Raw genomic sequence first — 26,856 nt, forward strand, 5'->3', positions numbered from 1 at the left:
GTATTGGTTCATTTAGAATTTTTTTTATTCGGATACACAATCTATATAATAAGTCACGTGTCCTGATTCTGATTTTTCTTCCACGAGACCGTGGATATCTGTTTCAAAACCTGGGAACTTCGAGTTGAACTCACGTGCAAATTGTAAGTAACGAATGATGGTCATGTTGAACTTTTCCCCCGGAATCAGAAGTGGAATTCCTGGAGGATAGGGTGTTAATAACACAGAAGTAATCCTTCCTTCTAATTCATCAATCGGAACACGTTCAATGTCACGGTGTGCCATTTTAGAAAATGCTTCCGAAGGTTTCATTGCAGGAATCATCGGACTAAGATACATCTCTGTTGTTAGGTGAGAAATGTTGTTTGCCCGATACACTTCATGCATGGATTGGCAAAGATCTCTAAGTCCAATTCGATCATACTTTGGATACGTAGTAGCAAATTTTGGCATCACACGCCAAAGTGGTTGGTTCGAATCATAATCATCTTTGAACTGTTGTAATTCGGTTACCATTGTGTTCCATCTACCTTTGGTGATTCCAATGGTGAACATGATAAAGAAACTATAAAGTCCTGTTTTTTCGACGATGATTCCGTGTTCTGCTAAGTATTTGGTGAGAATGAGAGCTGGGATTCCCCAATCAGCAAATTCTCCTTCCACACTCATACCAGGAGTGATAACCGTTGCTTTGATCGGATCCAACATATTGAATCCTTCTGCAATGTCACCAAACCCGTGCCAACGGTCATTGGCTTTCAGAATCCATTCGTCCCTTTCACCAGCACCTTCTTCAATAAGAGCTTCCGGTCCCCAAACACTAAACCACCAATCTTCTTCGAGTTCTAAATCCACTTTCCGCATGGCGCGCCGGAAATCGAGGGCCTCTTCAATGGATTCTTCCACAAGGGCATTTCCACCAGGAGCTTCCATCATAGCCGCTGCCACATCACAAGAAGCAATGATCGCGTATTGTGGACTTGTACTTGTATGCATTAAAAAGGCTTCGTTGAATAGGTTTCTATCCAAAGTTTCTTTTTCACTGTTTTGCACAAGGATCTGGCTTGCTTGGGAAAGACCGGCAAGAAGTTTGTGTGTGGACTGAGTGGCAAAGATCATACTTTCTTTCGGACGAGGTCTGTCTGATCCAATGGCATGCATTCCTGCATAGAATCTATGAAAGGATGCATGTGGAAGCCAAGCTTCATCAAAGTGGAGAGTCGAAATTTTACCATCTAACTCAGATTTGATGTCTTCCACATTGTATAAAATTCCATCATAAGTACTTTGTGTGATGGTGAGGATTCGTGGATTTCCTTTCACGTGTTTGGCAAATGGATGTTCTGCGATTTTTTTCTGAATGTTTTCCCATTTGAATTCGGATTTAGGAATGGGTCCAATGATTCCAAAGTGATTTCTCGTTGGCATAAGAAATACCGGAATGGCTCCCGTCATTGTAATGGCATGAAGGATACTTTTATGGCAGTTTCGATCAACAATCACAACGTCACCTGGTGCTACTGTACTATGCCAAACAATTTTATTGGAAGTAGATGTTCCGTTCGTCACAAAATACAAACTATCACATTGAAAAATCCGTGCTGCGTTTCTTTCGCTGGCAGAAATGGGGCCAGTATGGTCGAGAAGTTGTCCGAGTTCATCTACCGCATTACAAACGTCAGCTCGAAGCATGTTCTCACCAAAAAATTGGTGAAACATTTGGCCTACAGGACTTTTTAAAAAGGCAACTCCACCCGAGTGACCAGGGCAGTGCCAACTATAACTTCCATCATGTGCGTATTGAGTTAAGGCACGAAAAAAAGGAGGAGGTAAACTATCTAAGTAAGATTTTACTTCTCTATGAATCGCTCGAGCCATAAACTCAGGTGTGTCTTCAAACATATGAATGAAGCCATGTAATTCTTTTAAAATACTGTTGGGGATATGGCGACTAGTTCTTGTTTCCCCATAAAGAAACAACGGTATGTCGGCGTTTCGATGACGCACTTGCGTAACAAAATCTTTGAGTTGGCGGAGAGCATCCGGAACTTCACCCTCTGTTTCTGGAGTGAACTCTTCATCGTCGATGGAGAGGATGAATCCACAAGCCCGACTCTGTTGTTGCACAAAACTTGTTAAATCTCCGTAACTGGTAACTCCCAGCACCTCAATCCCTTCACCTTCTAGGGCCTTTGCAATAGCTCGAATGCCAAGACCACTGGCATTTTCGGAACGAAAATCTTCATCGATGATGATGATAGGAAATTGTACGATACCGTTTTGATACATCAACTCCATAGGAGGAGTGACCCGTAGGGAATCAAATGATTTTAGTTTCTAGACTCGTTTTTTCGGAAGGTATTTATAATACTCCATCTCAACTGTGTTGATGAGATAGGTGTAGTATTTTACTAATTTTTTATCGAACTTCTTTTTGTTCATTTCTTCTCTGTAGTGGTCAGCAAGTTGGCCACGAAAGAGTGCGGATTTCATATCATTGCGGTTGATGAGAATTGTGTTCGGAAGATCCCGAATGGCAACATCGTCTGGAATGAGGATTGTGGAAACTGACTGCAAAACGGCGTATTCTACGGTGGAAGCCACTTTGTCGTCATCCTTTTCTTTTCCAAGAGTCATGTTGTTGCGTTTGATATTGTCCAAGTTTTCGTAGATCCGTGAACGTAAGGACTTAGGATCCAAAACTTTGTCGGTGATTTTGTTGAATCGTTTGGGAAATACGAAGTTATCTGCGGCTTTGTAGATATGAGAAAGTTTTTCTTCTTTTTTGTTTGTTTCTGCTTCATCTTCATAGGAAGAAGTGGAACCTGAATTGTAAGTTGGTTTTCCCCAATCGCCGACTCCAGAAAACTTTCCAGAATTTTTGATATCTTCTCTGATCTCTTCTGTAGATTTTTCTCGGAAGTAGATGGCGGCCATAAATCCAATCACTACAGAAAAGGGCACACCAAAAAAAATAGGCATCGCCGAACGAAGGTAATATGCTCCCGTGATAAAGATCATTGTACTAACAATAAATGCTAAAATTCCGGGAACTACATTGAATCTAGAACGAATTTCATTGGAACGTTCGCGCTCCAATTCTTCCACTTCCATGTTTTTGACATCGGCATTCAGTTTGGCGATTAACTCGGGTTTTAGTTTGTTATTGAGTTCTGGATGTTTGGGATTGGATAGTTTATGATTGATGATTTTTGCATATCCCAATTGTTTTTTATACTCGGGATTGGTTCTACCTTCAAATGCTAGTTTGTGGATGACCGCAGCCATATAACCATGATCCACTACATAATAAACTGACCTTCCATCGGGAAGTTTTTCTTCATGATAGGAATGATCAGAAAATACATCGTCTTTCAAACGTTTGATGTATTCGTTTGCTTTCTCTTCCGAAGTAATTCCTGCCTTTGCTACTTCTTCTTCAAAATCAATTCGGAGTAATGTGTTATGGTTTTTTGTATGTTCTGGGATTCGAGAGATAACAGCATTTTTAACAGTGCCATAAATATTATCATCCTTACGCGTAAGAACAGATCCTTTTTCTTCCGAAAGCCGTTTTAAAATTTTGACACTTAGATCGATGGTTTCTTTGATCGAAAGTGATTTGTTTCCTTTTTCTGTGGGATAAGGAAAGTTTTCGATGATCGATAAAAACTTTTTCACTTCTTCTTCTGGATTCATTTTAGAATCAGCGGAAGAAAATTTTGGTTTGGATATATAATCGCTAAAAGTTGCCAGGAAAGATTCATACTTCGCATCTTTTGCAAGTTTTGTGAGTTGGTCTTTTGTAAAATGTTCCAATCCATTCATGTGAGCAAGAATTTGGTTCACAACTTCTGGCAATCGTTTGAAACTTCCATCGGGTAGGATGTTCAGTTCATCGATGACAATATGATAGTCAGTAAGAATCGAGAGTGCTAAATTTTGTTCTCTTGCAAAAGCAGTGAAGTCTTGGAGAAAATCTGGCATAGGGATGTAAGGTAAATTTCCAAATCCCTTTCGAACCAGTGATGAAATTTCTGCTTCGAGAGAACCAAGTTTTGGATACAACCAAGTGTTCCCTTCTTTGTTTTTTTGTAAGAGGAGAGTGCCTGGATTTTCATCGTCCCAGTTCCTTCCTTTTTTGCCACGGTTCTCGAGTAACACTTTGATGAGTTCTTGTGAAAAACGAAAACATGCCTGTCTATAAGGTTGAGTGTCCGTTTTGTTTTCGTTTTGCGGAGCCACGAGAGCAATTTTAGAAGAGATTTTGCTACCAGTACGAATGAGATAAGGATAGGCATAGGCTGCTCTATTTTGGCCACGATGGTCTATGTCTAAAATTTGACGGAGTGCATGGTAGATAGAATTTTCGGAACGACCTTGGGCACCAAGGTTTGTATACTTACCGAGTGCTTCCGGAAGTTTGTCCACGGTCATTAAGTAAGATGCGTGTTTTTCTTTACTGCCGTGTTTTTCTACACGTTTGTGCCAGTCTTTGAGTTCATCTAAGATACAACGTGCTGTGGGTGTGAGGCTACCAACAGAGTCAGATAAAAAAATGTAAGACTGTGCGGATGGTCTATCAAAAGAACTTTCCTCTTTGGACGAGGGGTTCTCGACGACTGTGTCTGATAGATCAATGCTGTCTTCGCTCATTTGGATTTCGCCTGGTGAGAAGCCACAATTTCTGAAAGGATATGGGCTCCCCTGGCTAATTCTTCTTCTGGACGACAATATGTCAAACGTATGCAATCTTGTGTATGCGAAAAATCAGTGTTTAATCCCGGAAAGAAATAATGTCCTGAAACAATGAAGAGCCGTTTATCTTTACAAAGGTGATAAAGTTTGTGGTTGGATACAGAAAGATTAGGAAAACGAATCCAAAGAAAAAATCCACCCATTGGATCATGGATTTCATATTCGATTCCCTGTTTTTGGAATTCCGATTCAAAAATGGCAATCGCTAGTTCTCTTTTTTTATCATAAAACGGACGTAAGATGTTTTTTGCGAGGTTGGGAAGGATGTCCTTACGAAAGAGAATGTCCATCATATAAACACCTAGGTTTCCTACGGCAAGATTCCCTACAGCAGCATAAGAAGATAGCGTTTCGATAGTTTCTGGATTCGATACGATGATCCCCAAACGCACACCCGGTAGTCCAATTTTGGAGAAACTGAGTGAAAGAGTCCTGCCTTCCTTGTAATGGATCGGTTCTTCCGAACCAATCAAATTGGGAAAAGGATTTCCATAAGCCAAATCAACGAGGAGTGGAAGATTTTGTTTTTTCGTTTTTTCTTCCATCCATTCGATGTCAGCATTTGCCAAAATATTTCCTGTGGGATTTGTGGGACGAGACACGGCCACACAACCAACTTGAGATAAATCAAAATCATTTTTATTCAATCCATATCGAAAGCGATGTTTCCCTGTGTAAATCACCTCTGGTTTTGTTGCCAGAAAAGCATTTGGTTCGATGGATTGGTCCGCATAACCAATGTATTCTGGAACTATCGGCAAAAGGATTTTTTTAAAACTCCCGTCAGTCATTTTTCCAGAATGAATATTGAGTAAATATGAATACGCATTTTGGCTGCCATTAAAAAAAGCGATGTTATCTTTTGTCAGATGAGCACCTAAGTGAGGAGATAGATACTCTGCAGCTAGGGAACGAAAGCGATCATTCCCAATGGGAGCCTGGTAATCTCCAAGGAGGGATCCGAGTTTTGGATCCCTAGCGAGTTCGCGAAAACACTCGGCAAAAATTTCTTCTGCTTCTGGAATGTGGGCTGGATTTCCTCCTCCAAGGAGAATTTCGTCTGGGTGGCCTGTCACTTGGCCCAAATCTTCCATCAGGGAACGGATTCCTTGGTTTTGGCGAAGGCGGTTGGCCCAAAGGGAAGAGGGAGAATCCATCATGGGGGTCATATTCACGAGACCCACTCCCGCCTGAACCATTTTTCCAATGAATTCCTAAAATTATGTTCGCATTTCGAAAAATGAAGTGACATAATACGGAAATCGGCTATTTAAGTGACATAATATATAGGAGTGCTGTTGGATGAGCACCGAAACAATACAAAGACCAGTTCGAAAAGAAAAAGATATCGAATTTTTTAAGCCAACCCTTTCTCGGGAAGATTTGAAAGGTGTTTTAGAATGCCTTGTGGACGAACACCTTTCAAACGGTGAAATCGTAGAAAGATTTGAAAAAACGTTTTGCCACACCTTCAAAATCAAACATGCCATTTCTTCTAATTCCCTCACATCGGCATATCACTTAGCATTACTTGCATTAGGTGTGAAAGCGGGAGATACCGTTTTACTTTCTAGTTACGCTCCGATTTCTGCCTTGGATGCTATTTTTCTTTTACAAGCAAAGCCAGTGCTTGTGGATCTAAAAAGAAATTCCTTCCATCCATGCCCTGAAGAATTCCTTCGTAAAAAAAATGAGTCAGGTGCGAGATTCGCTCTTTTCGATCATAGTTTTGGGTCTCTGATTCGACTCAGTGATTATTCCATCGAAGGATTGGAAGTGGTGGAAGACTTTACCGAAGCCATTGGTGCCACTTCCGAAACAATCTCCGTTGGCAAACAATCCAAAATTGCGATCTGTGGACTCAGTGCAGAAAACATCATCACCACTGGTAACGGTGCGATGATCATCACTTCTGAAGTTTCCTTATCAAACTCGATCAAATCATACAAAACTGGATCATCCGCCAAACGTAACTTTGGTGAACCAAAGTATGATTACAATTTGGTTGATTACCAAGCGGCTCTTGGAATTGAACAACTTTCAAAACTGGGTGTGATTTTAGAACGTAAGAAAAAAATTGCATCTGCCTATTTACAAGCGGTTCAAAATTCTAGATTAGAAACCTATTTCCAAAATTCCACGGAAGATACATTTCAAAGATTTCCGATTGTTGTTTCGGGACAAAACTACGAAGAGATCCAAAGGTATTTTAAATCCATCCATATCGGAACACAAAAAACTGTAGAGGAACCTCTGCACCGTGTTTTGGAAGAAAATCATTTGGAATTTCCAAACGCGGAACGCCTATACCAAAGAGGGCATTGTATTCCTATTTACCCTAACCTAACAAAAGACAACGTGCAACGGATTGCCACTGCCATCCGACGAATCTATTGATTGGCTCCATCGCTTTATTATCTAGACTCATTATTTGAGTATAGATTGTATCCAACACCTCCGAATTTAGATTCCTCCCTCAAACGGAGGAATCGTTGTTTGGAGAAGATGTTTTTTCCCATCTCAAGACCCGAAGATTTCGTTTTAGTAGAAGAGCTTCCTAGTGACGAAATTTATACTCACTGGAAAAACTCAAGGTTAACCCCGGGAACACCCATCCAAGAAGGGGATTTACTTGGTGAAGTCTCTCTTGTAGAATGGGGATGCCGAAACGAATGGTATGAAGGTAGGCTTCAAGAAGATCCAATTCGAATCGAAACTTCACGGTATCTCAATTCAAAAATCACTCAACTTGATTTTCGAAAACACCACTCTCCATTAGCGGCCAAAGTAATTACGTCCGAAGAACACTTGTTTGCTGAACTTGAAGAGGCTAAACTCCCTTTGGTTCTTAAAAGTGAATTTGGACTTGCTGGTAGAAATCATATCATCTTTAAATCGGCTTCTGATTCTTGGAAGATGGCTCAGGTAAACAAAAAACTTTTTGGTTTTCCGATCCTTGCAGAATCTTGGGTGGGTGAAGAAAGATTTTTTGATTTCTCAACACTCTGGGATGTACGTGATGGAGAGTTTTTTTATTTAACATCCACGGCTATGCTCATTGATAAAGAAGGGGTGTTTCGGGGAATTCGTATTGGTGGAACAGAGCTCCCACATTCCGCTCACTTTTTACCTCCGGTGATGGACTTGGTAAAAGATACAAAAGGACTAATTCCCAAAGAGTATTCGGGACCTTGTGCTATCGATGGTTTTTTATACAGAGAAGAAGGAAGGGTTCAGGTCCAACCTGTATCAGAGTTTAATTTCCGTTATTCGATTGGTCGAATTCTCTGGGAGGTGCGAAAAAAAAGAAATCCAAAACCAGAAGTGGTGAGTGGAATTTTAATTTTGCCTTATCCTAAACAAGGTTCGCTTGATGAATGGTCTACCATCCAACGTTTGGAAAAAGAATTGGATATTCATTTAGTTTTATTAACACCCGTTAGGGACCTTTCAGGAAAACCATACCAAAATACAGTTTTGTATTTTGAGACCACGGAAGAAAAAGAACCTTCCGTGGTGGAATCCATTTGGGAATCCTGGATGGATTGAGCTTGGTCAAGAATTTCCTATCTTAAACTCCATCCCTGTTGGAGATAAACTCATGTTTTCCATTGATCTCGAGTGTTGGATCAGATGGATTGCCTCGGCGTTTGATTTCTAAAATATCTGTGTTTGTGAGGGGGAGGGTTGCTTCTAAACTAACAATGACCTTGTCCCCTTTTTCAGTCCAAGTACAAAGCATCTTTGCTGTTTCATATCCCATTTCACAGGTTCCATCATTATGCAGTTGGATCCTTGCAATATTAGATTTTGTTTTCCATTTTCCAATGGCCCAAGTATTTTTAGGAGGAACAAGAGCTGAGCCTGCTTGGTCAGAATTGAATACTAATTCTGCAATGGCAGTGTTTTCCGTGTTGGTTCCTTTATAAACTTCTTGGATGGTGAGAGAAATTTCTTTGGTCCGAAATTCTGATTTGAACTCGATCCTTTGGAGTGACAAACTATCTTTTAACGTCACAACTTCTTCATTCCCATCTTCCGCGGAAATTTTCAATTTTTTGATTCGATTGTTGGCAGCCCAAAGTTTAGGATCACCAAACCCATTGTAGATGGAGAGGGAACGGAAACTGATGGGTGATTTGTATTTGATGAGTAAGGATTCACCAATCCCTTCTCCAAGAGCACCTTCCACCCAACTCGTTTTGAGTTTTCCGTCCATGGCAAAGATAGGTGTGTATTTTTTAGATTGTGGTTGCAGTTGACTAGAAGACGTAACACTCGGAGGATTGAGTGGTTCTGCAAAAAGGGGCAGACAGATGGCGGTTATGAATAAAAAAGTTTTGGGACTTGGAAAAGACATACACAGAATCATAAGCATATAAAATTTAGAGCAAGTAGGAAATAAATTTAATGAATGAGTCATGGGAATATTATACTGTCTATTCTACTTTTTCCTCGGAGGAAGAGGCGAAACAAATTGCCAAACAAGTTGTAACCGAGCGCTTAGCTGCCTGTGCCAACATCATCAAAGGAATGGATTCTGTTTATATTTGGAATGGTGAAATGGAGGAATCTTCTGAAATTGTTTGTTTGTTGAAAACCACAAAGGACAAGTCTGAACTTTTAATGCAGAGAATCAAAGAATTACATTCTTATGATGTTCCCTGCATTGTTCTTTGGCCAATTGTTTCTGGAAATCCTTACTATTTGGATTGGTTGCGAAATTCTTGATAGAATTCTCTAATTCTATCAAATAACAATTCAAATCCTAGTTCCTTTCTCCAGGTGAGAAAAGACTCCGGCATCTGAATCGATGTAAACCAAGGATAAGCAGGGGATTCCTTTGGTTCTGCAAGCATTCCCATAAGACTGGCTAATGTTAGATCTACTCTTCCAAAAGAGTTCCCGTTAAAAAACTTTTTATCTTTGTATATAGAAATTAGTTCTTTTGCACCTTCATCTAGTGCTTGTTTCACGACTTCTAAATTTTTAGGAGTGATTTTATACCTTCTTTTGAGAGAAAGAGCAATCAAATCAAAATGTTCTGGTGGCGCTACTGTATCCGATAACTTAGCTGGCTCTAGTAAAAACAATTTACCTACAATTTCAGGGTAATCTAGAATATGAAAGTAGAGCAACGTTTGTAAACTTTTTCCGATTTGGATGTCTATTTTTTCTTCCATTTGTTTTTCTTCGAGGGTGGCCTTTTGACCAAACGCTTTTTCTTCGATGATATCTAAAATATTTCCAGATCCTTGAATGACACCAGAATCAGTTTCTAAAACTGGCACATACAAATCGTTCACAATTGGTTTTAGGGTTTGGATGTGTGCACCAGGAACTAAGGGTTTTAGTTCAAAAGGATAGTTGGCAAGTTCCAATCCCCATCTAGCTTTTTCAGAAAAATGCGAAATGGAGAAAGTGTATAAGGTTGAAGTCATGTGTCGAAGTTTACGGATCAGAAATCATTCTGCAATCAAGTTTTTATGATGGAAAATGGATTGTCATCCACCTTTCCTTTCAGTAACATGATTCCTGTTTTATGAGATTTGGCATTTTTATTCTTTTTTTGTTTTGTCCTATCGGATTCTTATTTGCCAAAGAACGTTCCGAATTCTGTTCTATGGACAGGCTTTGTGTTATTTATATTCAGGATAAAACAGGGGTAGATGTTTATTTCCAAAACAAAATTGCTATAGAAGATACTTATACCACTTTATCAGTAAATGCTACTTCTAAGAACATGAAAAGTTCGGTCAAACTCCCTTTGGTGACTGTATTAAAGGGGCCAAAATCAAAAAAACTTTTCCGCCTCTCTGTCAATAAACCTAACAAACGTTGGGTATACCAAATTAAATACAAATGGATTTTGGGAAATTTTTCAGTAAAACACGATTCTAAAGTAATTTACGAACTGCCTTTTGAAAAGGGATTGAAGGTTCGAGTGTACCAAGGATATAAAGGAACTAAGAGCCATCAGGGTGACAACCGTTATTCGATCGATTTTGGATTGAAGGAAGAAGATTTGATTACTGCAGCGAGAGATGGTGTTGTGGTCGATACTGAGGAAAAAAATAATGAGGGTGGGTTTGAAATTAAATACATTCATTCTGCTAATTATGTAAAAATTCTACATGATGATGGAACCATCGGTCAATATGCGCACCTTCGTTATATGGGAGTTCTTGTAAAACGTGGACAAAAGGTAAGTGCGGGAACTCCTATCGGATATACGGGGAGCACTGGATTTAGTGATGGTCCACACTTACATTTTGAAGTGTATAAACCAACTTCTAGTCTTCGAAAAAAAACAATTCCCACTTTGTTTCGGACGGAATCATCTGAATCAGAAATTGTTTCAGAAGGACAACTCCATTGGCGGCGGGAACCGAATGATCCTTTGGTCAAAACTGCTTCAGACGTAGAGGGGATCCAAATTTGTGAATCAGTTCAAAACTTGGAGCGGTTAGGGTGTAATGTTACTTCGTTCGCAAAAACAGCACCGATGTATTTTTATATTCCTCTTTTAAAGCCTTCTCGATACAAGATTCAAATTTCAGTTCGTAAAAATGGGACCTCTATTGTAAAATTGTATAATTGGGAGACGAGTCCGGAATGGTGGGACACCTATCTGGATGTCCAATTTGAGGATATTTCTGAACCTCTTGAGGGTGATTGGACGGCGACTGTTGCCATTGATGGTGTGGTTCAGAAAGAAATGTTTTTTCAATTAACGAGTGTAAAGTGACTAGATTTTTATTATTCATATTTTTTAGTTTTATTGTTTCGGCCAGTGTCTATGCAGAATCGAACATTACAGAAGAATGTAACCAAGAGTGGATATGTTTGATTCAAACAAAAGACGAGGATGGGATTGAACTTTCTATTCGTAACTACAATCCAAATCCCAAAATCACAAACTCAGTTTTACTCAACGCAACATTGGTGAATTTTAAAACGGATGTTACGTTTCCCTATTATGCGGTTCTGAAAGGTCCGACTCCGGTTTATATTACAAAATTTTTGTTAGATGATAAAACTAAAAATGCATTCCATTCCTTTGCTTTTCGAGTCAGGCCTGGCGATTGGGATAGTGTACATGATGATTCGGTAAGTTACTTGTTACCATTTGCTCGTGGTATCCGAGCCAAAGTTGTGCAAGGGTATAATGGTTCTGTCACTCATTTTGGTAGTTTTGCAAATGCTATTGATTTTGGAATTCCAGTTGGGACTCCCGTACATGCTGCGAGAAAAGGCTATGTGATGGCAACTGAATCCAAATACTCGGAAGGTGGATTTCGTAAAGACCTGTTATCCAAAGCAAATTTTATCATCATACAACATGATGATGGAACCTTAGGAAATTATGCTCACTTAATGAAAAATGGTGTTGTTGTAAAAGTTGGTGATATGGTGGAAGCAGGTCAGTTAATCGGATATTCGGGTAATACTGGTTATACGCAAGGACCACACCTTCATTTTGAAGTTCATAAACCTAATCGACAATTGGAAGTCACTACCATTCCCACATTGTTTAAAACTCAGTATTCGGAAAGAGATACTTTAAACGAATTTTTTATGTATTGGTATCCACGACCAGGAATTGATCCGGTAAAAACAGATATCTTAGAAGAAGACATTCAAATCTGTAAATTAACTTCAAAAAGGGAACGAGTGCATTGTGGCGAAACCTCTTTTCAGTTAGGTGATAATTTTTTAGTATCTCTTGAATTTGCAAAACCAGGCAACCAAAAGATCGAATTGGATATATCCATCGAAGGGAAGGGATTTGAACCGATGAAATTGGACTGGATTGCGGAGAAAAATTTGGCCTTCGAGGCCAGATATGTTTCGATTGCCAATAATCCAAAATTCACTGGGCGTTGGAAGGTTCGGGTAAGGGTCAATGGAGACGAAAAAAAGATTCTTTTTTTTGATGTCAGGCCATAATCATTTGACAAGTAAATGTATGTATAGTATATTGACTATAGGCTTTCCAAGACCTTTTGGTCGTTCTATTGGGGGTGCAAACCCCCATCTTTTTTTCTCACTTAAATTCAGAAACATCTTCCCAGATTCGATTCTTTTCCTAGTTTGAGATTCTTATGGAAATGGATGAATCTTTAAATGTATTTGGCGGACCTTTGGTTCCTTGTTCCACAAAGCCACTCACGGGTTTTTTTCGGGATGGCTGTTGTAATACATCTGACGATGACTTGGGATCTCATACAGTTTGTGTACAAGCAACGGAGGAGTTTTTAGAATCCCAAAAACAAAGTGGGAATGATCTCATCACACCTTGGCCTCAATATGCCTTTCCTGGCGTAAAACCTGGAGAACGTTGGTGTCTTTGTGCATCTAGATGGTTGGAAGCTTACCGCAATGGGGTAGCTCCAAAAGTATTTTTGGAATCTACCCACAAACGTGCGTTAGAAATCATTCCATTGGAGTTATTGGAAAGATTTGCTGTTGAGGAAATTGATTAATTAGTTTTTAACGCATCCAAATAGGCTCTTGTATGTTTGGATGTGTTGTGAAGTAGGGATCCAAGGATTGTATGGATAGGGTGGTTGGGTTCGTATAGAGTTTCGTATTTTGGAATTTCTAAATACTCCAACTGTTCATCAATTGGTTCACCGGCTTTATAGGCCTCTTTACAAACATTTTCTCTTAGAGAGTCCATTCCCTGCCATTTGGTTTGATCCACAGAAGAAAATCCAGTGATGGAACTTGCAACAGAATGGTTCCAATTTTTGGTTTCGATCAAATTGCGAATCAGATAATACTGATACTCTTCAATTAATGTATGTCTCCCTGAAATAAAGTTGATCATATCATTTTTGGGTGATTGATAACCAAGGATAGATACAAGTTGTACGCCAATTTGTTTTGCTGCACTGACTCTTGGCAATACAGAAGAATGGTATGGCTGTGTTAAGTCTTGGATGTAATGTAACGCCCAACCTGCAAAACGATACCCCCAATACGGATGTCCTGTGCGGAAAGCCAAATTGGATAGCTCTGTAAATTGATGGATTCTATATTCTGGATAAGTTTGTTTGAGAAAACCAGCAAGTGCAAAAATAATACCTGGTTCATAATAAAATCCCATATGGAATGGTGCTTGGGATGAAAATTCGATTGCTGGGTTTCCAAATGGTTGGCTTCCAAATCCATAAATTTTTCCCACTTCACTTCCATTATCTTCAAACAGATACAAATCTAAGTCGTAATCCGGTTCATCCGTAGCAGACACTAATACTTCGTCGGCTCCAATCATTTGGCCTTCTTGTAGAGCCAAAAAGGTTTCATTTACAAGTTTGCCTTTTTCTTTAAGGGTTGTAAGGTTATCTAACGGAAGTTTGGTTCCACTTCTTTTGGGAACTGATTGGATATACAATGCTGCTTTATGGTTTGGATTTACTCGAAGGGCTTTGTAAAAACTAACTACAAGTTCCGCTTCCTTTGTTGTTTTTGAAAATTTCAAACTTTCTATTGTTGGTGTTAAGTGAGGTAACTTTTTTAAGGCCCATTCCTCGGATATAGAAAGAGTCTCTTGGATGGATGACTTTTCTTTGGATAAAAAGGATTTTAAAGATTCTACTTTGACTTTTGGCGTTGGTTGGCCTTTCCAATGATCCTTTAAAATCAAATAGGTGATTCCTGCATGGTTGTTCCAGGAGAAAATAGGTAAGGCAAAAGTTAAAATAACAAAGCTAACGATGAATTGTTTCATAAAGTTTATTGGGTTTCCTTTTTTTGGAAGGTAGTTCCATTCCAAATGTATTCTGATTTGTAGTATTCGTGGAAATTAGAGTCTTCAATGTCAAAACTATGAGTCAACTCTTGGATGGTATTCTTTATGCCTTTGGTGAGTTTTCTTTGGGTTTTTTTATCTTCGCTAAGTGTTTCGTTTGGAAATACTAACCAAGATTCTGCACAAGAAGGTGGATCACATGATCCAGGGATCCATGAAAATTGAGAAATTAGTTTATTGTCTGGAGAGATACTAATCAGTAGTTCATTTGTATAACCATATTCAATTTCGGAAAAAACAAAATAGGTTAGTCCAAATAAAAATTTTGGACTTGGTGAAAACTGAGATTCGGAGTAAATGTTATGTTTCCAAATTTCATTACTAACTGGTCCCACATCCAATTTGGTTTGTGTTAGGATTTTATCTCCTTGGATTAGTTTTAATTCAATTTTGCGAAGTTTGACTCCTAAGTTTCTGCATAAGATTGTATTTTCTTCTATTGGGAAGGAATAATCGGCGATGAGGCCTCCCCAAATAAATCCCGTATCCTTCTCTGATTTTACCTCATACCAATATTCTTTTACTGAATCCTGTTCCAAAATTTGGTTCGTTTTTGAGAGAATGGTCACGACAGATCCAATAGAAAGTTTCTTTTTTATTTTTGCATTGAGGTTGTTTGATTCTCTTATATTTACATTGTCACCAAATATTTGATAGGTGGAACCAACTGTTTTTTCTTGTATGTAGTTATCCCAGTGATCTTCTGGAAAGATTGGTAAAACACATGATAAAATTAGAATGTAGAGTAAAATCTTATAACCCGACATAGTGTAGAAAATAGGGAACTAAGTGTTAAGAGTCGATCTCTTTTCCGAAGCGGAGGTTTTTTTCTCGGGATGATAGGTCGACAATGATAGTGTAGGCTTTTCATCGGAAAGGATTTTAAATGATACTCGCAGAAGTAATGAAACCATATTCAGTGGAACAGATACGAATGTTGGAAGAAAGGATGAATGCCTATGAAACTTGGGTATTTGTGCTTGTGTTGCTGGTTGCCGTACTTGTCCTAATTGTTGTCATGCAAAGGCTGACGATTTCGAAATTAAAATCTTTGGAATTATTCAAATCAAAGTTAAATTCGAAAGATGCGAATCTTTCATCAAATCAAAATTTATCGAACAACCGAGAGATTTCAATTCCTGATATTCATACCATCACACAAACACCAATTCATTCTGCTATGACTGTGCAAGGAAAAGATTTACCAGATCCTGGAATGGTTTTTAAATATACAGTTCCTTTAAATAAAAACAAAATGATTGCGATTGGCCAACGAGAGGGAAGTGTGGTCACTCGTTCTACGGATGTTTTAGATCATCATTTAACAATAGATATTAATGCAGTGGATGTATCTAATTTAGATATTTTATCATATAGTTTGGAATTTCGACGTGAAGGAAAAGTGTTAATCCAACTTCCCGGCTCTAGAGATTTCCGTGAGATGGGTGTAAAAGAAAAATTTTATATTTCTAAAACCTTAACTTTCGAAGGAGAAACTTGTTTAGAAACTTTAGGTACAAACAATCCTTTACGATTCCGAATAGGCAGTCGGATTGGTGTAGATGGAAAATTCAAAGCCGGGTATTTTGAGTTTCACTTGTTTACGAAAGATGTGTTTGAAAAAACAATTAATGGAAACAAACGAGTTGAAAAACATTTTTATCTGAAGTTGTTTAAGATTTTCCCTGGATATGATACGGCAGGGCAAACGAAAGAGGGTTTAGTTCCGATGCTTGCGCGGTTTGGATTGTGAATCTTATATCCCCTCCCTGATTAGGGTGGGGAACTAGACCCGCCGCCCAATGCACTCCTCTTATCATATCCTTATAAAGGATGCAAACCCCTTTCTCAATACCAAAAATTCTTTTTAAAAGAGTTCACCTTTCTGCAAACTATGGATCTCCGTTTTCAGATTATGCCGGCTTCGCATTTCATATTGATCAAAGAAATCATCTGTTTGGAAGAGCCGGGTTGTTTCGATAAAATGATATAAAACTTGGATTCGTCCCTTACGGTAATCGTCATCAGAGTAAATAGCGTATTCCTTTCTGATGTTTTTGGTGTATTCTAAATACAGTTTTTCGTCACTTCCCAAAATCGAAAGGTCCATATCTAAAAAATATTTTGTATCAGGGTTGTAACTTTCACCTAATCTATGTGATTTGGTCGCAAGGATATGGCGTAAACAGATCCCTATTCGTTCCTTGACGATTCCTAATTGGGAGAGTCTTTCTTCTGCAATTTTGGCACTGCCTTCTTCGTTCGATTTGGAATTTGGGTTATAAATCAAATCATGATAGTAAAGGGCAAAGAGAACCATTTCTGAATCTTCAAGTCGGGTTTTTACTTTTTCAAATTCACCTAACATTTGGTAAAGATGGTTTAAGTTGTGGTAGGCGCGGTGTGGTTCGGAATATCTGGTTTCTATTTCTTTCCAGAGGGATTGACTTACGATATGTCCTGCGTCAATGAAGTTTGAAATTAAGGATTCAAATCTAGTTTTACATTCTTCACGAATTGTCATGGTTTAAATCCTCTCTCGATAAATGCATTGTGGATTGTGAATCTATATATCCCCGCCCTGATTGGGTGGGGAACTAGACCCGCCTCCCAATACTTACCTCTTACCACATCTTTCCCCTTCTTACAAACCCCTTTCTCAAAACCAAAAATTCTTTTCCAATAAGTTCGTCTTTTCCAACGTTCACCTCTGAAAAAAGATCCTACCCAAAAAACAAAAAAGCCAAGGTTTCCCTTGGCTTTTCCATCGATCTTTCGAACGAAACTTAATCCGAATTTTAAATTCGATATTTAAGCTCTTTCTACGATCATTGATCCTGCGATCCCACCGTGTGCACATGCAGTCACTAGCACTTTTTTCACGTCTTTGTTTTCTTCAAAGTCCATGATAGCGTTGTGAAGGAGTCTTACACCAGTAGCACCAAACGGGTGTCCAATGGAGATAGATCCACCGTTAGGGTTGATTTTTTTCTCATCAAATTTCTTTTCCCAGTCAAGACCAGTTCTAGATTTGATTTCCTCAAGAGCTGCTACTGCTGTTGCAGCAAATGCTTCGTGGATTTCGATGATGTCGATGTTTTCGATTTTATCACCAGTTTCACCAAGAAGAGCAATCGTTGCTTCTGCTTGGCCAAGACCCATAAGGTTTGGATCTACACCACGCATGTTAAAACCATTCACATAAGCTTTTGCAGTAAGACCTAATTTTTTAGCCGCATCTTCTGATGCTACAATGATACCAGCCGCTCCATCAGAACGTGGGCTTGCATTGAAGATAGAAAGAGTTGGTCCATGAGATTTCTTTAAGTATTTGCTGTATTTTTCTTTGAACTGGTCAAATTTCATTTGAGGATTGTCAAAGAGTAACATCGCACGACCCATACGAGTAGGGTTTTTCACAAGACCTTCACGAAGAAGAACTGCTTCGTCAGCTTGTAACATGTTCCCTTCATCATCTTTCACTTCCATAATATATGGTTTGTAACGACCTTCTTGAGTGGCATCAAAGGCACGTTTGAAAGATTCGTAAGCTACTTTGTCTTGTGTTTCACGAGCAAGTGCATAGTTTTGTGCGAGAATTTCTGCCGTTACTTGCATACCGAAAGAAGTTTCACCATCACCAAGTCCGTCTTCTAGTGTATCACGAATTTCCACACCTTCAGGAAGGTCATTTGGAAGAAGTTTTACAAGTGAATCTAAGCTGTTTGTTTTTTTGTTAAGACGCGCATTTTTAACAACAAATGGCATAGAAGTTTGTGATTCTTCACCGATGACTAGGAAAACTTTTCCTTCACCAAGGGAAATACGACGAGTTGCTTCCGCAACAGCTTCCAAACCAGATACACAGTTGTTTGCTACTGTAAGGCATGGAATTTCCATAGGAAGTCCAAGCAAGTTTGCAATCACACGTGCCGAGTTAGGTGCGTTAGAAAAACCTTCTCCAACGATCACACCGTCAATATCAGTAGGTTTCAAACCACTGCGTTTCATAACTTCTTCACCAACGAGTTTTCCAAGGTGGTGACCAGCGTAATGTGAGAGCGCCTTTCCAATTTGAGCAAAAGGAGTTCGTGCAGGTGCTGCGAGTACTATCTTTTGTGTTACTTTCATATAAAATCCCTTCTTCCTTTCTTTAGACTAAAACTTTAGTTACCTTAAAAATTACTTCGCAAGCCATTTCATCATCGAACGTAGTTTAGTTCCTACTGCTTCGATAGGGTGGGCTGCATTTTTTTCTTTGAGTTTTTTGTATTCTGGGTATCCAGCTTTTGTATCCGCCATCCAACGTTTAGCGAACGCTGCACCTTTATCTTTTTGGATATCAGTGAGAACGTCTTTCATACGAGCTTTTACACCAGCATCAATGATACGTGGTCCGCTGATATAATCTCCATACTCTGCAGTATCAGAGATGGAATAACGCATACGAGCAAGTCCACCTTCGTAAATTAAATCAGTGATGAGTTTCACTTCATGTAAACATTCGAAGTAAGCGATTTCTGGATCGTAACCTGCTTCTGTTAATGTTTCAAATCCACTCATAATGAGGTTCGCAACACCACCACAAAGAACTACTTGTTCTCCGAAAAGGTCAGTTTCTGTTTCTTCACGGAAAGATGTTTCTAAAATTCCCGCTCTTCCTCCGCCTACTCCACTTGCGTGAGCAAGGGCACGAGCTTTTGCTTGGCCAGTCGCATCTTGATAAATAGCGATTAAACAAGGAACTCCACCACCTTCTGTGTAAACACGGCGAACGAGGTGTCCTGGACCTTTCGGAGCTACCATATAAACGTCTACGTTTTTAGGAGGAGTGATGAGATCGTAATGGATGTTAAATCCATGAGAGAATACAAGAGCCTTTCCTTCAGTAAGGTTTGGTTCAATATCCGCCTTATACATGTCAGCTTGGATTGTGTCTGGAGCAAGGATTTGGATGATGTCTGCTTTTTTAGCAGCTTCCGCAACACTGAACACTTCAAAGCCAGCTTCTTTGGCTTCTTTTACTGATTTAGATCCGTCGCGAAGTCCAATAATGACTTTCAAACCAGAATCTTTCATGTTTTGAGCTTGGGCGTGACCTTGGCTTCCGTAGCCAATCACTGCAATGGTTTTACCTTTAAGGAGATTTAGATCGCAACTGTCGTCGTAATAGATATTTGCCATGGATGGGCACACTTCCTGCGGAAAATTTAACTTATTTTTCCATCATTTTTAACTATAAGGAGGGAAACAAGAACGAATTAGGGCGCCTTTCCTTGCTGTCTCCGGACTCCGCGTTCGCTTCGGTCCTTCGGACGGCTAACGCCTCCTTCGCATCAAGGGCGCTTAGTGACATAATATTTTATCCCCTTGGCCAAAAATTCTCTAACCAGACCAAATGATGGGCATAGGTGATTTCCGCAAATGCGGAAATCCTCCATTGGCGCATGGGAATTTTCACCTTATACTGGATTCATGATGAACAGAATCAATTTAGAATCCATTGAAAAACTAAACCGTCAAAGGCTCGTTAGGTTTGTTTGTTCCTTGTTTTTGGTGAGTGGTTTGGCAGTTCTTGCTGGAGGATGTATCTCTCCAGATTTGTCTCATGACTCCTATTACGTAAGGCATCCCAGCAATGGAGGTCACAATTACCGCGATTACCCTTATCCATACCAAGGGTCTCGGGGAAGTTATGGAGTCCCTTACCCGTATCATGGCGGAGGGAATCAGATTCAAGTACCAAGGTCTCACGGAGGAGGTCATAACCCATTCCATGTTCCCGCAGGAAGATACCATAATGCCGGAAGTCCAGGGAAATGGAGGTTATAGAGTTTGGGATATTTAAACTTTGATACGATCTCTTCGGATCGAATGGGATATAACCGTTACCTATATCCGAAGAGAACTAATTCATCTTTTCGAATCGTTTCTTTACTTGGCCTTTTCTTTTTCATTTCAGTATTTCTTTCCTTGGGTTGTGCGAGTTTACTGCCAGAAGAAAGACGAGTTTATCCGAAGAATCCAATACCTCTCCCTAAGGGAATGGACATCCACGACTGGATGAATTCAAAACAGAAACAATTCCCGAATCATCTCCAAAGCTATACACCTTATTCGTCGGTATATAAAATCGTATATTACCGGAAAAAAAATACATCTATCGGATCATATATTTCTTGTGGTGCCTACCTTCGTCAAAACGACACGTATGCTATTGAAATTTTTCAAATGATCTCTATGATCAATTATTCTGATTATACGAAATCTTTAGGTAGGTATAATAAAGGCGGTGACCTAGGTCCCATGAGTGAGAAGGAAAGAACAGAAATCCTTCTTCCTTGTATGGAAGAATTTTTAGAACCACCACAAACAAAGGAATGATTGATTTGTGAAATATTTTTATTTAAGTTCTCTCATTTTCTATTTTCATTGTTCTTTTGCAAATTTAGACAGAAACCTAAAACCATTCTCTAAAGAATCTACAAAAGCAAAAATCAGCGATACAGTCACAATTTTGAATCAAAACAGAATGTATTTCCAACCAAGTTACCGCGGTTTGGTGGAGTATAGCCCTCCATTTGGAGATTCGCCCACAATATACTTTTCTAAAAAACAAGAAGAGATCGGCAGAAATCGTTACCAATGGAAAGAGATTTCCATACACAATATCGATGAAAAAGAATTCCAACTGACAAATGTAAAAACAGATTATGTATTCTTTGTTACGGCAACCAGACCCCGAAGTGATTGGGACCAAGGTTCATTCAAACAAGTATTACAGTTGGTTACATTTTGTATCATCCCTTGCAAACAAAAAATAACGTTAGATGTTACCGTTAAGTTATACCATAAAAATAGTTTGGTTTCAGAAAAGGTAAGTTCCCATTCTGGAACTCGTTATTTGAGCCCTTGGTATATGCCTTTTCCTTTTCTTTTTGAAATGCGAGATTATGGAAACTTATCCAACGAACCAAGTATTTTTTCCACTTTATATTTGAATGGGTTTCAAGATGCAATTGATGAAATTTATCTTAAACTTCCAAAAGAAGTGGCAGAAGAATGAAACATGGTGCCTTAAGTGAAAGCGAACGAGTCGATTTTTTATATATCAAGGTGAAGAAGAGATGATCGGTATGAAAACACTGGTTCGGAAGATTCTGTTTATTGTTTTTGCTCAAACTTATATTGTTGGAATTCTAATATTGTTTCTAGGCTGTGCAAGTCTCCTTCCTCCCGAAAGACGAGTGTATCCAAACAATCCAGTCCTTTTACCAAAGGACATCGACATTCATCAATGGATGGAAACAAAGCTAAAGCAACACCCGAAAAGGCTGGGATCCAGACAAATGAATCAAGGTGAATATAAATTCACTTACTTTCGTAAAGAGTTTACGTCTCTAGGTTCTTATCGCGCATGCACCGGACTAATTCGTAGCGTGAATCCAGAGCAGATAGAACTCTACAATCTTATTTCGATGATCAATCATGGTAATTATACAACAAATAAGAGATCGAAAGGCGGGGACTTAGGTCCCATGAATGAAAAAGAAAGAACCGAAATCCTCCTTCCTTGTATCGAAGAATTTTTGGAACCACCTGGGAGCAAAGAATGACTTACCAAAAGAATAAAACTATGATCCAACCTTAACCTTTTCGTCGGCATTGCCAGTATAACGAATCAGACCAAAAGTCAAATCATCTTGGATGGCGGTGATTCCTCCGGAAATTTGAATGACCGATTGGAAAACTTGGTCTCGAATTTCTTTTAATGGTAATCCCCGTATATCACGAATTAAGTGGAGTAACCTTTCTTCTCCAAACATTTGTAAGGATTCCGGTTCTCTTGCTTCGGTCAAACCATCGGTCAACATCACAATTAAATCCCCTGTTTCGAGTTGGAATCTTTCTTCTTCTGCTAAGATGGCAAAAATAGGAGTGATGATCCTTCCCATGGGTTTCAAACTTACCAGTGCTCCCGATTTACGAATGATAAAAAGGGGAAAGTGGCCGGCTCTGGCAAAAGTTAGTGATCCAGAGTCTGTGTGAAGATGGAGTAAACTCGCAGTTACAAAATGTTCCCTAAGGTTAGGAATGATTTGAGTCCGAATGGATTCTAAATTTTCTTTTAGGTCAGAAGGATCTTCTTTCCATTTGTCGAGAGATGTTTTGACAAGAGCACTTAGAAGAGCAGCAGGAATCCCGTGACCCGAAACGTCACAAATAAAAACACCTAATTCTTGTTTTTCGGGTCTCCAAACAATATCATACAAATCCCCGCCAACTTTCATCATGGGAATGTTTTTAAAAAGAATTTCCACACCTTCTGGAAAAATTTCTTTTTGAGGAAAAAGAGATTCTTGGATGCGTTTGGCCATATCCAATTGTTTTTCGATTTCCACTCGTTGTTCTTCAATGACGGCAGTTCTTTCTAAAACTTTTTTTTCCAACTCTTCATTGGCTTTTTCTTTTAGTTCATTTAGAACTTGCAAAGAGTTCAAAGAGGCTTGTTGTGCCCTTTCTCTTTCTCTAGTGGCTGTCACCAAAAAGTAGGCAATCCCGCTGATACAAAACAAAAAGGCATCCAAAAAAATAAGAGAGTCGTTGATGGAGAGACCTGTTTCGTCCCTTCTTGCAAAAACACCTTTCCCATCTATGGTGAGTGTAACAGCTGTAAAGGCGAGTACAACGGTGGCAAGTGTAGCACCGAATTGTCTGAACCGAATGCTTGTGACGATAACAAAAGGAATGGGTAAAAAGAGAAGAGGCCATTCATCACTAAAAGCAATGGTTCCCGAAATATAAACCAGTATGATCCAAAGTAGAAGTTCGATTTGTTTATGAAGTTCTAATTTTAGTTTTGCCTTTGGGTGGAACCAAACATAGAGTAGGGGGGCTACAATGAGAAAACCCAACATCTCTCCCGAAAACCAAGTAAAGAACACATTGAAATAAAGTTCAGTGGTTAAAAAGTCCCAATACCATAAACTTGTTACACCGAGCACGGTGCTAATAAACGATCCAGGGATGGTTCCGATACTTAAGAAATAAATTAAGTTTCTGGTAGAGTAGATGGGGTCTGCTTTTTCTGAGACCCTCTTGATGATTCTGTAGTTTACATAACTACTGAGTGTGTTACCAATCCCTATAATAATTGCTGTTTGAATGTGCGGGTTATTAAAAAAATTAGCTAAGGTAGCACCAATATAAATTCCAGGAAGGGCAATGGGACCAAGAAGAAGGAGGGAAGCTAAACCCACACCTTCCGGTGGCCAAACAGGAGATACTTGGCTATTTAAGAAGGCAATTTTAAAACCAATTTGAGCAGAGATGAAATACCCAATAAAGATGATGGGTGTCCAAATCAAAATTCTTGTATATAGGACAGTCTTCATCCGGATTGAAGCATTTCCCATTCCTCCATTTTGTAAAGAATTTCCGCTTCTATCTTTTGGATTTCTTCAGATATTTTTTGAAGTTCCGTATGATCATTTGCGAATGTACTCAATTTCTTTTCTAGTTCTTGTTTGGAGGATTCGAGTTTGGCAATCTCTGACTCTAGTTTGGAGAGTTTCTTTTGGTCTTGTTTTGATTTTTGTGGTTTGTCCGAAACTACTGTCGCTTGCGGAGCTTCTTTTGGTTTTGGGGAACTTTGTTCGTTTTCTAATTCTAAAGAATCGGTTTCCAAAAACGAAGAGAAGGTTCCAATGTAATGATCCAGTTTTCCTTCTTTTCTAAAAATGAGCAGGCTTTCTGCTGTACGGTCGAGGAAATAACGGTCGTGAGAAACAATCACAACAGTACCTGGAAATTCATCTAAAAAGGATTCTAAAACAGAAAGTGTTTGGATGTCCAAATCATTGGTTGGTTCATCTAAGATGAGAAAGTTTGGACCCGTCATTAAGATCTGAACAAGGAAAAGGCGACGCCTTTCACCTCCAGATAGTTTGGCGATGGGTGTGTATTGTAATTTTCCGTCAAAGAGAAACCTCTCCAACATTTTTGAGGCAGAAATTTTTTCACCGGATTCGGTTTCTATCATTTCCCCAGCAACATCTTTGATATAATCTAATACATTTCTTTCTAGAGGAAGTTCGGAACTGGTTTGGTCAAAATATCCTACCTTCGTATTCATTCCTGGTTTGATGAATCCACTATCAGGCGTAATGCGACCTGCCATCAAATTCAAAAGTGTTGATTTTCCAATTCCGTTTGGTCCAATGATACCGAGTCTTTCTTTTGCTTTGAAAGTATATGTGAAATCATTGATGAGCAATCGATCGGCAATTCCTTTTTTCAAATTATGAATTTCTAAAATGGTTTTCCCTTGGCGTTTAGCAGCAACACTCAGTTCTAAATCCTTTTGTATTTCTCGTTTTTCTCTATTTTGGAGGTCGCTTGCACGATCAATCCTAGCTTTTTGTTTTGTGGATCGTGCTTTGGGTTGTCGTTTCAACCATTTCACTTCTTGTTTTAGAAATTGTTTGATTTTATCTTCTTGTTTTTGAAGGGTTTCTTCTCTTTCCACTTTTCGTTCTAAATAAATGGAATAGTTTCCTTCATAAACAAAGTGACTCCCGCGGTCGAGTTCCAAAATTTTAGTTACAATTCGATCTAAAAAATAACGATCGTGGGTGATGAGGAGGATGGCTTTGTCTAGTCCTGCTAAATAATCTTCTAACCATAAGATGGATTTTACATCCAAGTGGTTTGTTGGTTCATCTAAAATGAGTAAATTACTTTCATCAATCAGTGATTTTGCGAGTTCTACTTTTTTAAGCATCCCTCCAGACAACTCGGACATTTTTCTTTCTAACTTCTCAACACCTAACTCTTTTAATATGGATTTTACTTGTTGTTCGTAGTCCCATGCGGACAGTCTGTCCATCTCTTGGGAAATTTCTGTAAACTCATCATCTAGTCCTTCTTCACCTTCACTCATTCGTTCGCAAATGTCTTCGTAACGGCGAATGGTTTTGACAAGTTTGTTATCACCCTTATAAATATGATCCAGAATGGTTTCGTTTTGGTCAAAGACCGGATTTTGATCGAGGATAGAAATTTTAAGATTATTGTTTTTGATGATTTGTCCGGAATCCGTTTCTTCTTTTCCAAGAAGGGCTCGGAGTAGGGTGGATTTTCCAGATCCATTGATACCAACAATGGCAAGTTTTTCTCCTTCGCTGATAGAGAAATCAAGGTTTGAAAAAAGTTTTTTTTCGCCGATGGTTTTGGAAAGTTTGGAAACGGAGACTAGCACAATGTCCATGAGATGGAAATGGGGTCATTCGGACAATCTCATTCAATATTTTGTTATGAATGTACATCTGATTTATCGACTTTGTATTGGTTTTTAAGATTTTCGGTTTTTTCGCATTCTCTCCGTTTCACATAACTTCCTTACTGGGTTATATGTTATCGAACGGACAAGATGAATTATACAATTCTATACTCAGTCGGCAATCCATCCCCGAATCAGTGGTGGGTGGCAAACAAGTGGCCAACCGTTTTTTGGAGGAATTGTTCTCCATCCTGTTTTCAGGATATCATTCTGAACGTAACTTCACTTCCAAAGATCAAATTTCTGACCAGTTGGAACTCTTTCGAATTCGTTGGAAAAACTTACTCGAACCTTATGCTACCTATGCGGACAAAGAACTTGGCCGTGTGGTTGCGTTAGATGATATTTTACATAACTTTGTTGCCAAACTTCCTGGATTGTATGAATGGATGTGGGAAGATGCAGAAGCTGCCTTTTTAGGAGATCCTGCTGCAGAAAGTATCCATGAAGTCATTCTCGCCTATTCAGGGTTTTACGCCGGTGCTGTCCACCGAGTGGCTAATTATTTTTTTAAGTCTTCATTGCCTATTTTTCCAAAACTTTTGTCTGGTGTGGCTCAAGAGGCAACAGGAATTGATATCCATCCCGGTGCGGAAATTGGAAGAGCCTTTTTTATGGATCATGGAACAGGGATTGTGATCGGCGAAACCACTCATATCGCAGACAATGTAAAAATTTACCAAGGTGTTACACTCGGCGCATTGTCGGTAAACAAGTCTTTGGCGAAGCAAAAACGCCATCCCACAATTGAAGAGGGTGTTGTGATTTATGCAGGAGCTACAATTCTCGGTGGAGAAACGGTGATTGGGAAACAATCCATCATCGGAGGGAATGCTTGGATTACCCAAAGCATTCCTCCTTATTCCGTTGTGTATCAGAAATCAGAAGTGCGAGTCAGAAGTTCGAATGAAATCCAAGGTTTGGATTTCACCATTTGAAC

24 protein-coding genes are annotated in these 26,856 nt (G+C 39.1%); 12 read left to right on the top strand and 12 right to left on the bottom strand.

From position 1 onward, the window contains the following. Positions 1–24: 24 nt before the first annotated feature. The 3 genes from EHQ70_RS11535 to EHQ70_RS11545 are packed head-to-tail and all read right to left on the bottom strand — an operon-like array spanning position 25 to position 5,927. Positions 25–2,289 carry an arginine/lysine/ornithine decarboxylase gene (locus tag EHQ70_RS11535; protein WP_135586540.1) on the bottom strand — a complete coding sequence of 755 codons (2,265 nt, stop codon included), beginning with the start codon at positions 2,287–2,289 and terminating at the stop codon, positions 25–27. Between the two features lie 48 nt (positions 2,290–2,337). Continuing rightward, the gene (locus tag EHQ70_RS11540) at positions 2,338–4,656 is read right to left on the bottom strand and encodes a hypothetical protein (protein WP_135586542.1); all 2,319 of its coding nucleotides are present in this window, start codon (positions 4,654–4,656) and stop codon (positions 2,338–2,340) included. Beyond that, entirely contained in the window at positions 4,653–5,927 is a 1,275-nt protein-coding gene (locus EHQ70_RS11545) for a valine--pyruvate transaminase (protein ID WP_135587195.1), read from the bottom strand. Before EHQ70_RS11545 ends, EHQ70_RS11540 begins: the two co-directional genes overlap by 4 nt. A gap of 133 nt (positions 5,928–6,060) precedes the next feature. Here EHQ70_RS11545 and EHQ70_RS11550 point away from each other — a divergent pair, with 133 nt between their 5' ends. Both EHQ70_RS11550 and EHQ70_RS11555 read left to right on the top strand, forming a co-directional pair. Next, positions 6,061–7,155 carry a DegT/DnrJ/EryC1/StrS family aminotransferase gene (locus EHQ70_RS11550; RefSeq protein ID WP_135586544.1) on the top strand — a complete coding sequence of 365 codons (1,095 nt, stop codon included), beginning with the start codon at positions 6,061–6,063 and terminating at the stop codon, positions 7,153–7,155. A gap of 108 nt (positions 7,156–7,263) precedes the next feature. Then, positions 7,264–8,307 (top strand): hypothetical protein, encoded by a 1,044-nt coding sequence (locus tag EHQ70_RS11555; RefSeq protein ID WP_135586547.1) that lies wholly within the window; start codon positions 7,264–7,266, stop codon positions 8,305–8,307. A 22-nt stretch (positions 8,308–8,329) separates the two neighbouring features. On the opposite strand, the gene EHQ70_RS11560 is transcribed toward EHQ70_RS11555, so the two are convergent. Next, positions 8,330–9,118, bottom strand: coding sequence for an NADase-type glycan-binding domain-containing protein (locus EHQ70_RS11560; protein ID WP_135586549.1), 789 nt, complete (start codon positions 9,116–9,118; stop codon positions 8,330–8,332). Positions 9,119–9,168: 50 nt separating this feature from the next. Between EHQ70_RS11560 and cutA the strand changes: the two genes are divergently transcribed. Then, positions 9,169–9,489: a divalent-cation tolerance protein CutA gene (gene cutA / locus EHQ70_RS11565; RefSeq protein ID WP_135586551.1), complete on the top strand. Its 321-nt coding sequence runs from the start codon at positions 9,169–9,171 to the stop codon at positions 9,487–9,489. On the opposite strand, the gene EHQ70_RS11570 is transcribed toward cutA, so the two are convergent. Continuing rightward, the gene (locus EHQ70_RS11570) at positions 9,462–10,199 is read right to left on the bottom strand and encodes a glutathione S-transferase N-terminal domain-containing protein (RefSeq protein ID WP_135586553.1); all 738 of its coding nucleotides are present in this window, start codon (positions 10,197–10,199) and stop codon (positions 9,462–9,464) included. The genes cutA and EHQ70_RS11570 overlap by 28 nt on opposite strands. A 101-nt stretch (positions 10,200–10,300) precedes the next feature. Here EHQ70_RS11570 and EHQ70_RS11575 point away from each other — a divergent pair, with 101 nt between their 5' ends. From EHQ70_RS11575 to EHQ70_RS11585, 3 genes are all read left to right on the top strand, one after another. Continuing rightward, positions 10,301–11,506, top strand: a complete 1,206-nt coding sequence (locus EHQ70_RS11575; protein ID WP_135586555.1) for a M23 family metallopeptidase — start codon at positions 10,301–10,303, stop codon at positions 11,504–11,506. Further along, positions 11,503–12,708 carry a M23 family metallopeptidase gene (locus EHQ70_RS11580; RefSeq protein WP_244288317.1) on the top strand — a complete coding sequence of 402 codons (1,206 nt, stop codon included), beginning with the start codon at positions 11,503–11,505 and terminating at the stop codon, positions 12,706–12,708. Before EHQ70_RS11575 ends, EHQ70_RS11580 begins: the two co-directional genes overlap by 4 nt. 155 nt (positions 12,709–12,863) lie before the next feature. Further along, a complete protein-coding gene (locus EHQ70_RS11585; protein ID WP_135586557.1) occupies positions 12,864–13,244 on the top strand; it encodes a DUF2237 family protein in 381 nt (126 codons plus the stop codon). Here EHQ70_RS11585 and EHQ70_RS11590 read toward each other — a convergent pair. Beyond that, the gene (locus EHQ70_RS11590) at positions 13,241–14,494 is read right to left on the bottom strand and encodes a phospholipase C/P1 nuclease family protein (protein ID WP_135586558.1); all 1,254 of its coding nucleotides are present in this window, start codon (positions 14,492–14,494) and stop codon (positions 13,241–13,243) included. The two genes, EHQ70_RS11585 and EHQ70_RS11590, sit on opposite strands and share 4 nt — an antisense overlap. Before the next feature lie 5 nt (positions 14,495–14,499). Further along, positions 14,500–15,342, bottom strand: coding sequence for an SH3 domain-containing protein (locus tag EHQ70_RS11595; RefSeq protein WP_135586559.1), 843 nt, complete (start codon positions 15,340–15,342; stop codon positions 14,500–14,502). A gap of 119 nt (positions 15,343–15,461) precedes the next feature. On the opposite strand from EHQ70_RS11595, the gene EHQ70_RS11600 reads away from it, so the two are divergent. After that, positions 15,462–16,328, top strand: coding sequence for a hypothetical protein (locus EHQ70_RS11600; RefSeq protein ID WP_135586560.1), 867 nt, complete (start codon positions 15,462–15,464; stop codon positions 16,326–16,328). A 114-nt stretch (positions 16,329–16,442) separates the two neighbouring features. Here the strand turns inward: EHQ70_RS11600 and EHQ70_RS11605 are convergent, their stop codons facing one another. The 3 genes from EHQ70_RS11605 to ilvC all read right to left on the bottom strand — a co-directional run bounded on the left by EHQ70_RS11605 (position 16,443) and on the right by ilvC (position 19,759). Next, positions 16,443–17,099: an HD domain-containing protein gene (locus EHQ70_RS11605; RefSeq protein ID WP_135586562.1), complete on the bottom strand. Its 657-nt coding sequence runs from the start codon at positions 17,097–17,099 to the stop codon at positions 16,443–16,445. A gap of 287 nt (positions 17,100–17,386) precedes the next feature. Further along, positions 17,387–18,706, bottom strand: a complete 1,320-nt coding sequence (locus EHQ70_RS11610) for a thiolase family protein (RefSeq protein ID WP_135586564.1) — start codon at positions 18,704–18,706, stop codon at positions 17,387–17,389. Between the two features lie 51 nt (positions 18,707–18,757). Then, a complete protein-coding gene (gene ilvC / locus EHQ70_RS11615) occupies positions 18,758–19,759 on the bottom strand; it encodes a ketol-acid reductoisomerase (RefSeq protein ID WP_015682044.1) in 1,002 nt (333 codons plus the stop codon). Between the two features lie 240 nt (positions 19,760–19,999). On the opposite strand from ilvC, the gene EHQ70_RS11620 reads away from it, so the two are divergent. From EHQ70_RS11620 to EHQ70_RS11635, 4 genes are all read left to right on the top strand, one after another. Beyond that, positions 20,000–20,407 (top strand): hypothetical protein, encoded by a 408-nt coding sequence (locus EHQ70_RS11620; protein WP_135586566.1) that lies wholly within the window; start codon positions 20,000–20,002, stop codon positions 20,405–20,407. 3 nt (positions 20,408–20,410) lie between these two features. After that, positions 20,411–20,959, top strand: coding sequence for a hypothetical protein (locus tag EHQ70_RS11625; RefSeq protein WP_135586568.1), 549 nt, complete (start codon positions 20,411–20,413; stop codon positions 20,957–20,959). Between the two features lie 7 nt (positions 20,960–20,966). Continuing rightward, positions 20,967–21,641, top strand: a complete 675-nt coding sequence (locus EHQ70_RS11630; protein WP_135586570.1) for a hypothetical protein — start codon at positions 20,967–20,969, stop codon at positions 21,639–21,641. Positions 21,642–21,711: 70 nt separating this feature from the next. Next, entirely contained in the window at positions 21,712–22,191 is a 480-nt protein-coding gene (locus tag EHQ70_RS11635) for a hypothetical protein (protein WP_244288319.1), read from the top strand. A gap of 18 nt (positions 22,192–22,209) precedes the next feature. Here the strand turns inward: EHQ70_RS11635 and EHQ70_RS11640 are convergent, their stop codons facing one another. Both EHQ70_RS11640 and EHQ70_RS11645 read right to left on the bottom strand, forming a co-directional pair. Continuing rightward, entirely contained in the window at positions 22,210–23,970 is a 1,761-nt protein-coding gene (locus tag EHQ70_RS11640; protein WP_135586572.1) for a PP2C family protein-serine/threonine phosphatase, read from the bottom strand. Further along, positions 23,967–25,844, bottom strand: coding sequence for an ABC-F family ATP-binding cassette domain-containing protein (locus EHQ70_RS11645; RefSeq protein WP_135586574.1), 1,878 nt, complete (start codon positions 25,842–25,844; stop codon positions 23,967–23,969). The genes EHQ70_RS11640 and EHQ70_RS11645 overlap by 4 nt, the downstream gene beginning before the upstream one ends. Before the next feature lie 143 nt (positions 25,845–25,987). Here EHQ70_RS11645 and epsC point away from each other — a divergent pair, with 143 nt between their 5' ends. Beyond that, positions 25,988–26,854 (top strand): serine O-acetyltransferase EpsC, encoded by an 867-nt coding sequence (gene epsC / locus EHQ70_RS11650; RefSeq protein WP_135586575.1) that lies wholly within the window; start codon positions 25,988–25,990, stop codon positions 26,852–26,854. Positions 26,855–26,856 lie beyond the last annotated feature (2 nt).

Origin of the sequence: Leptospira congkakensis (assembly GCF_004770265.1) — a bacterium.
GTDB classification, from domain to species: domain Bacteria; phylum Spirochaetota; class Leptospiria; order Leptospirales; family Leptospiraceae; genus Leptospira_A; species Leptospira_A congkakensis.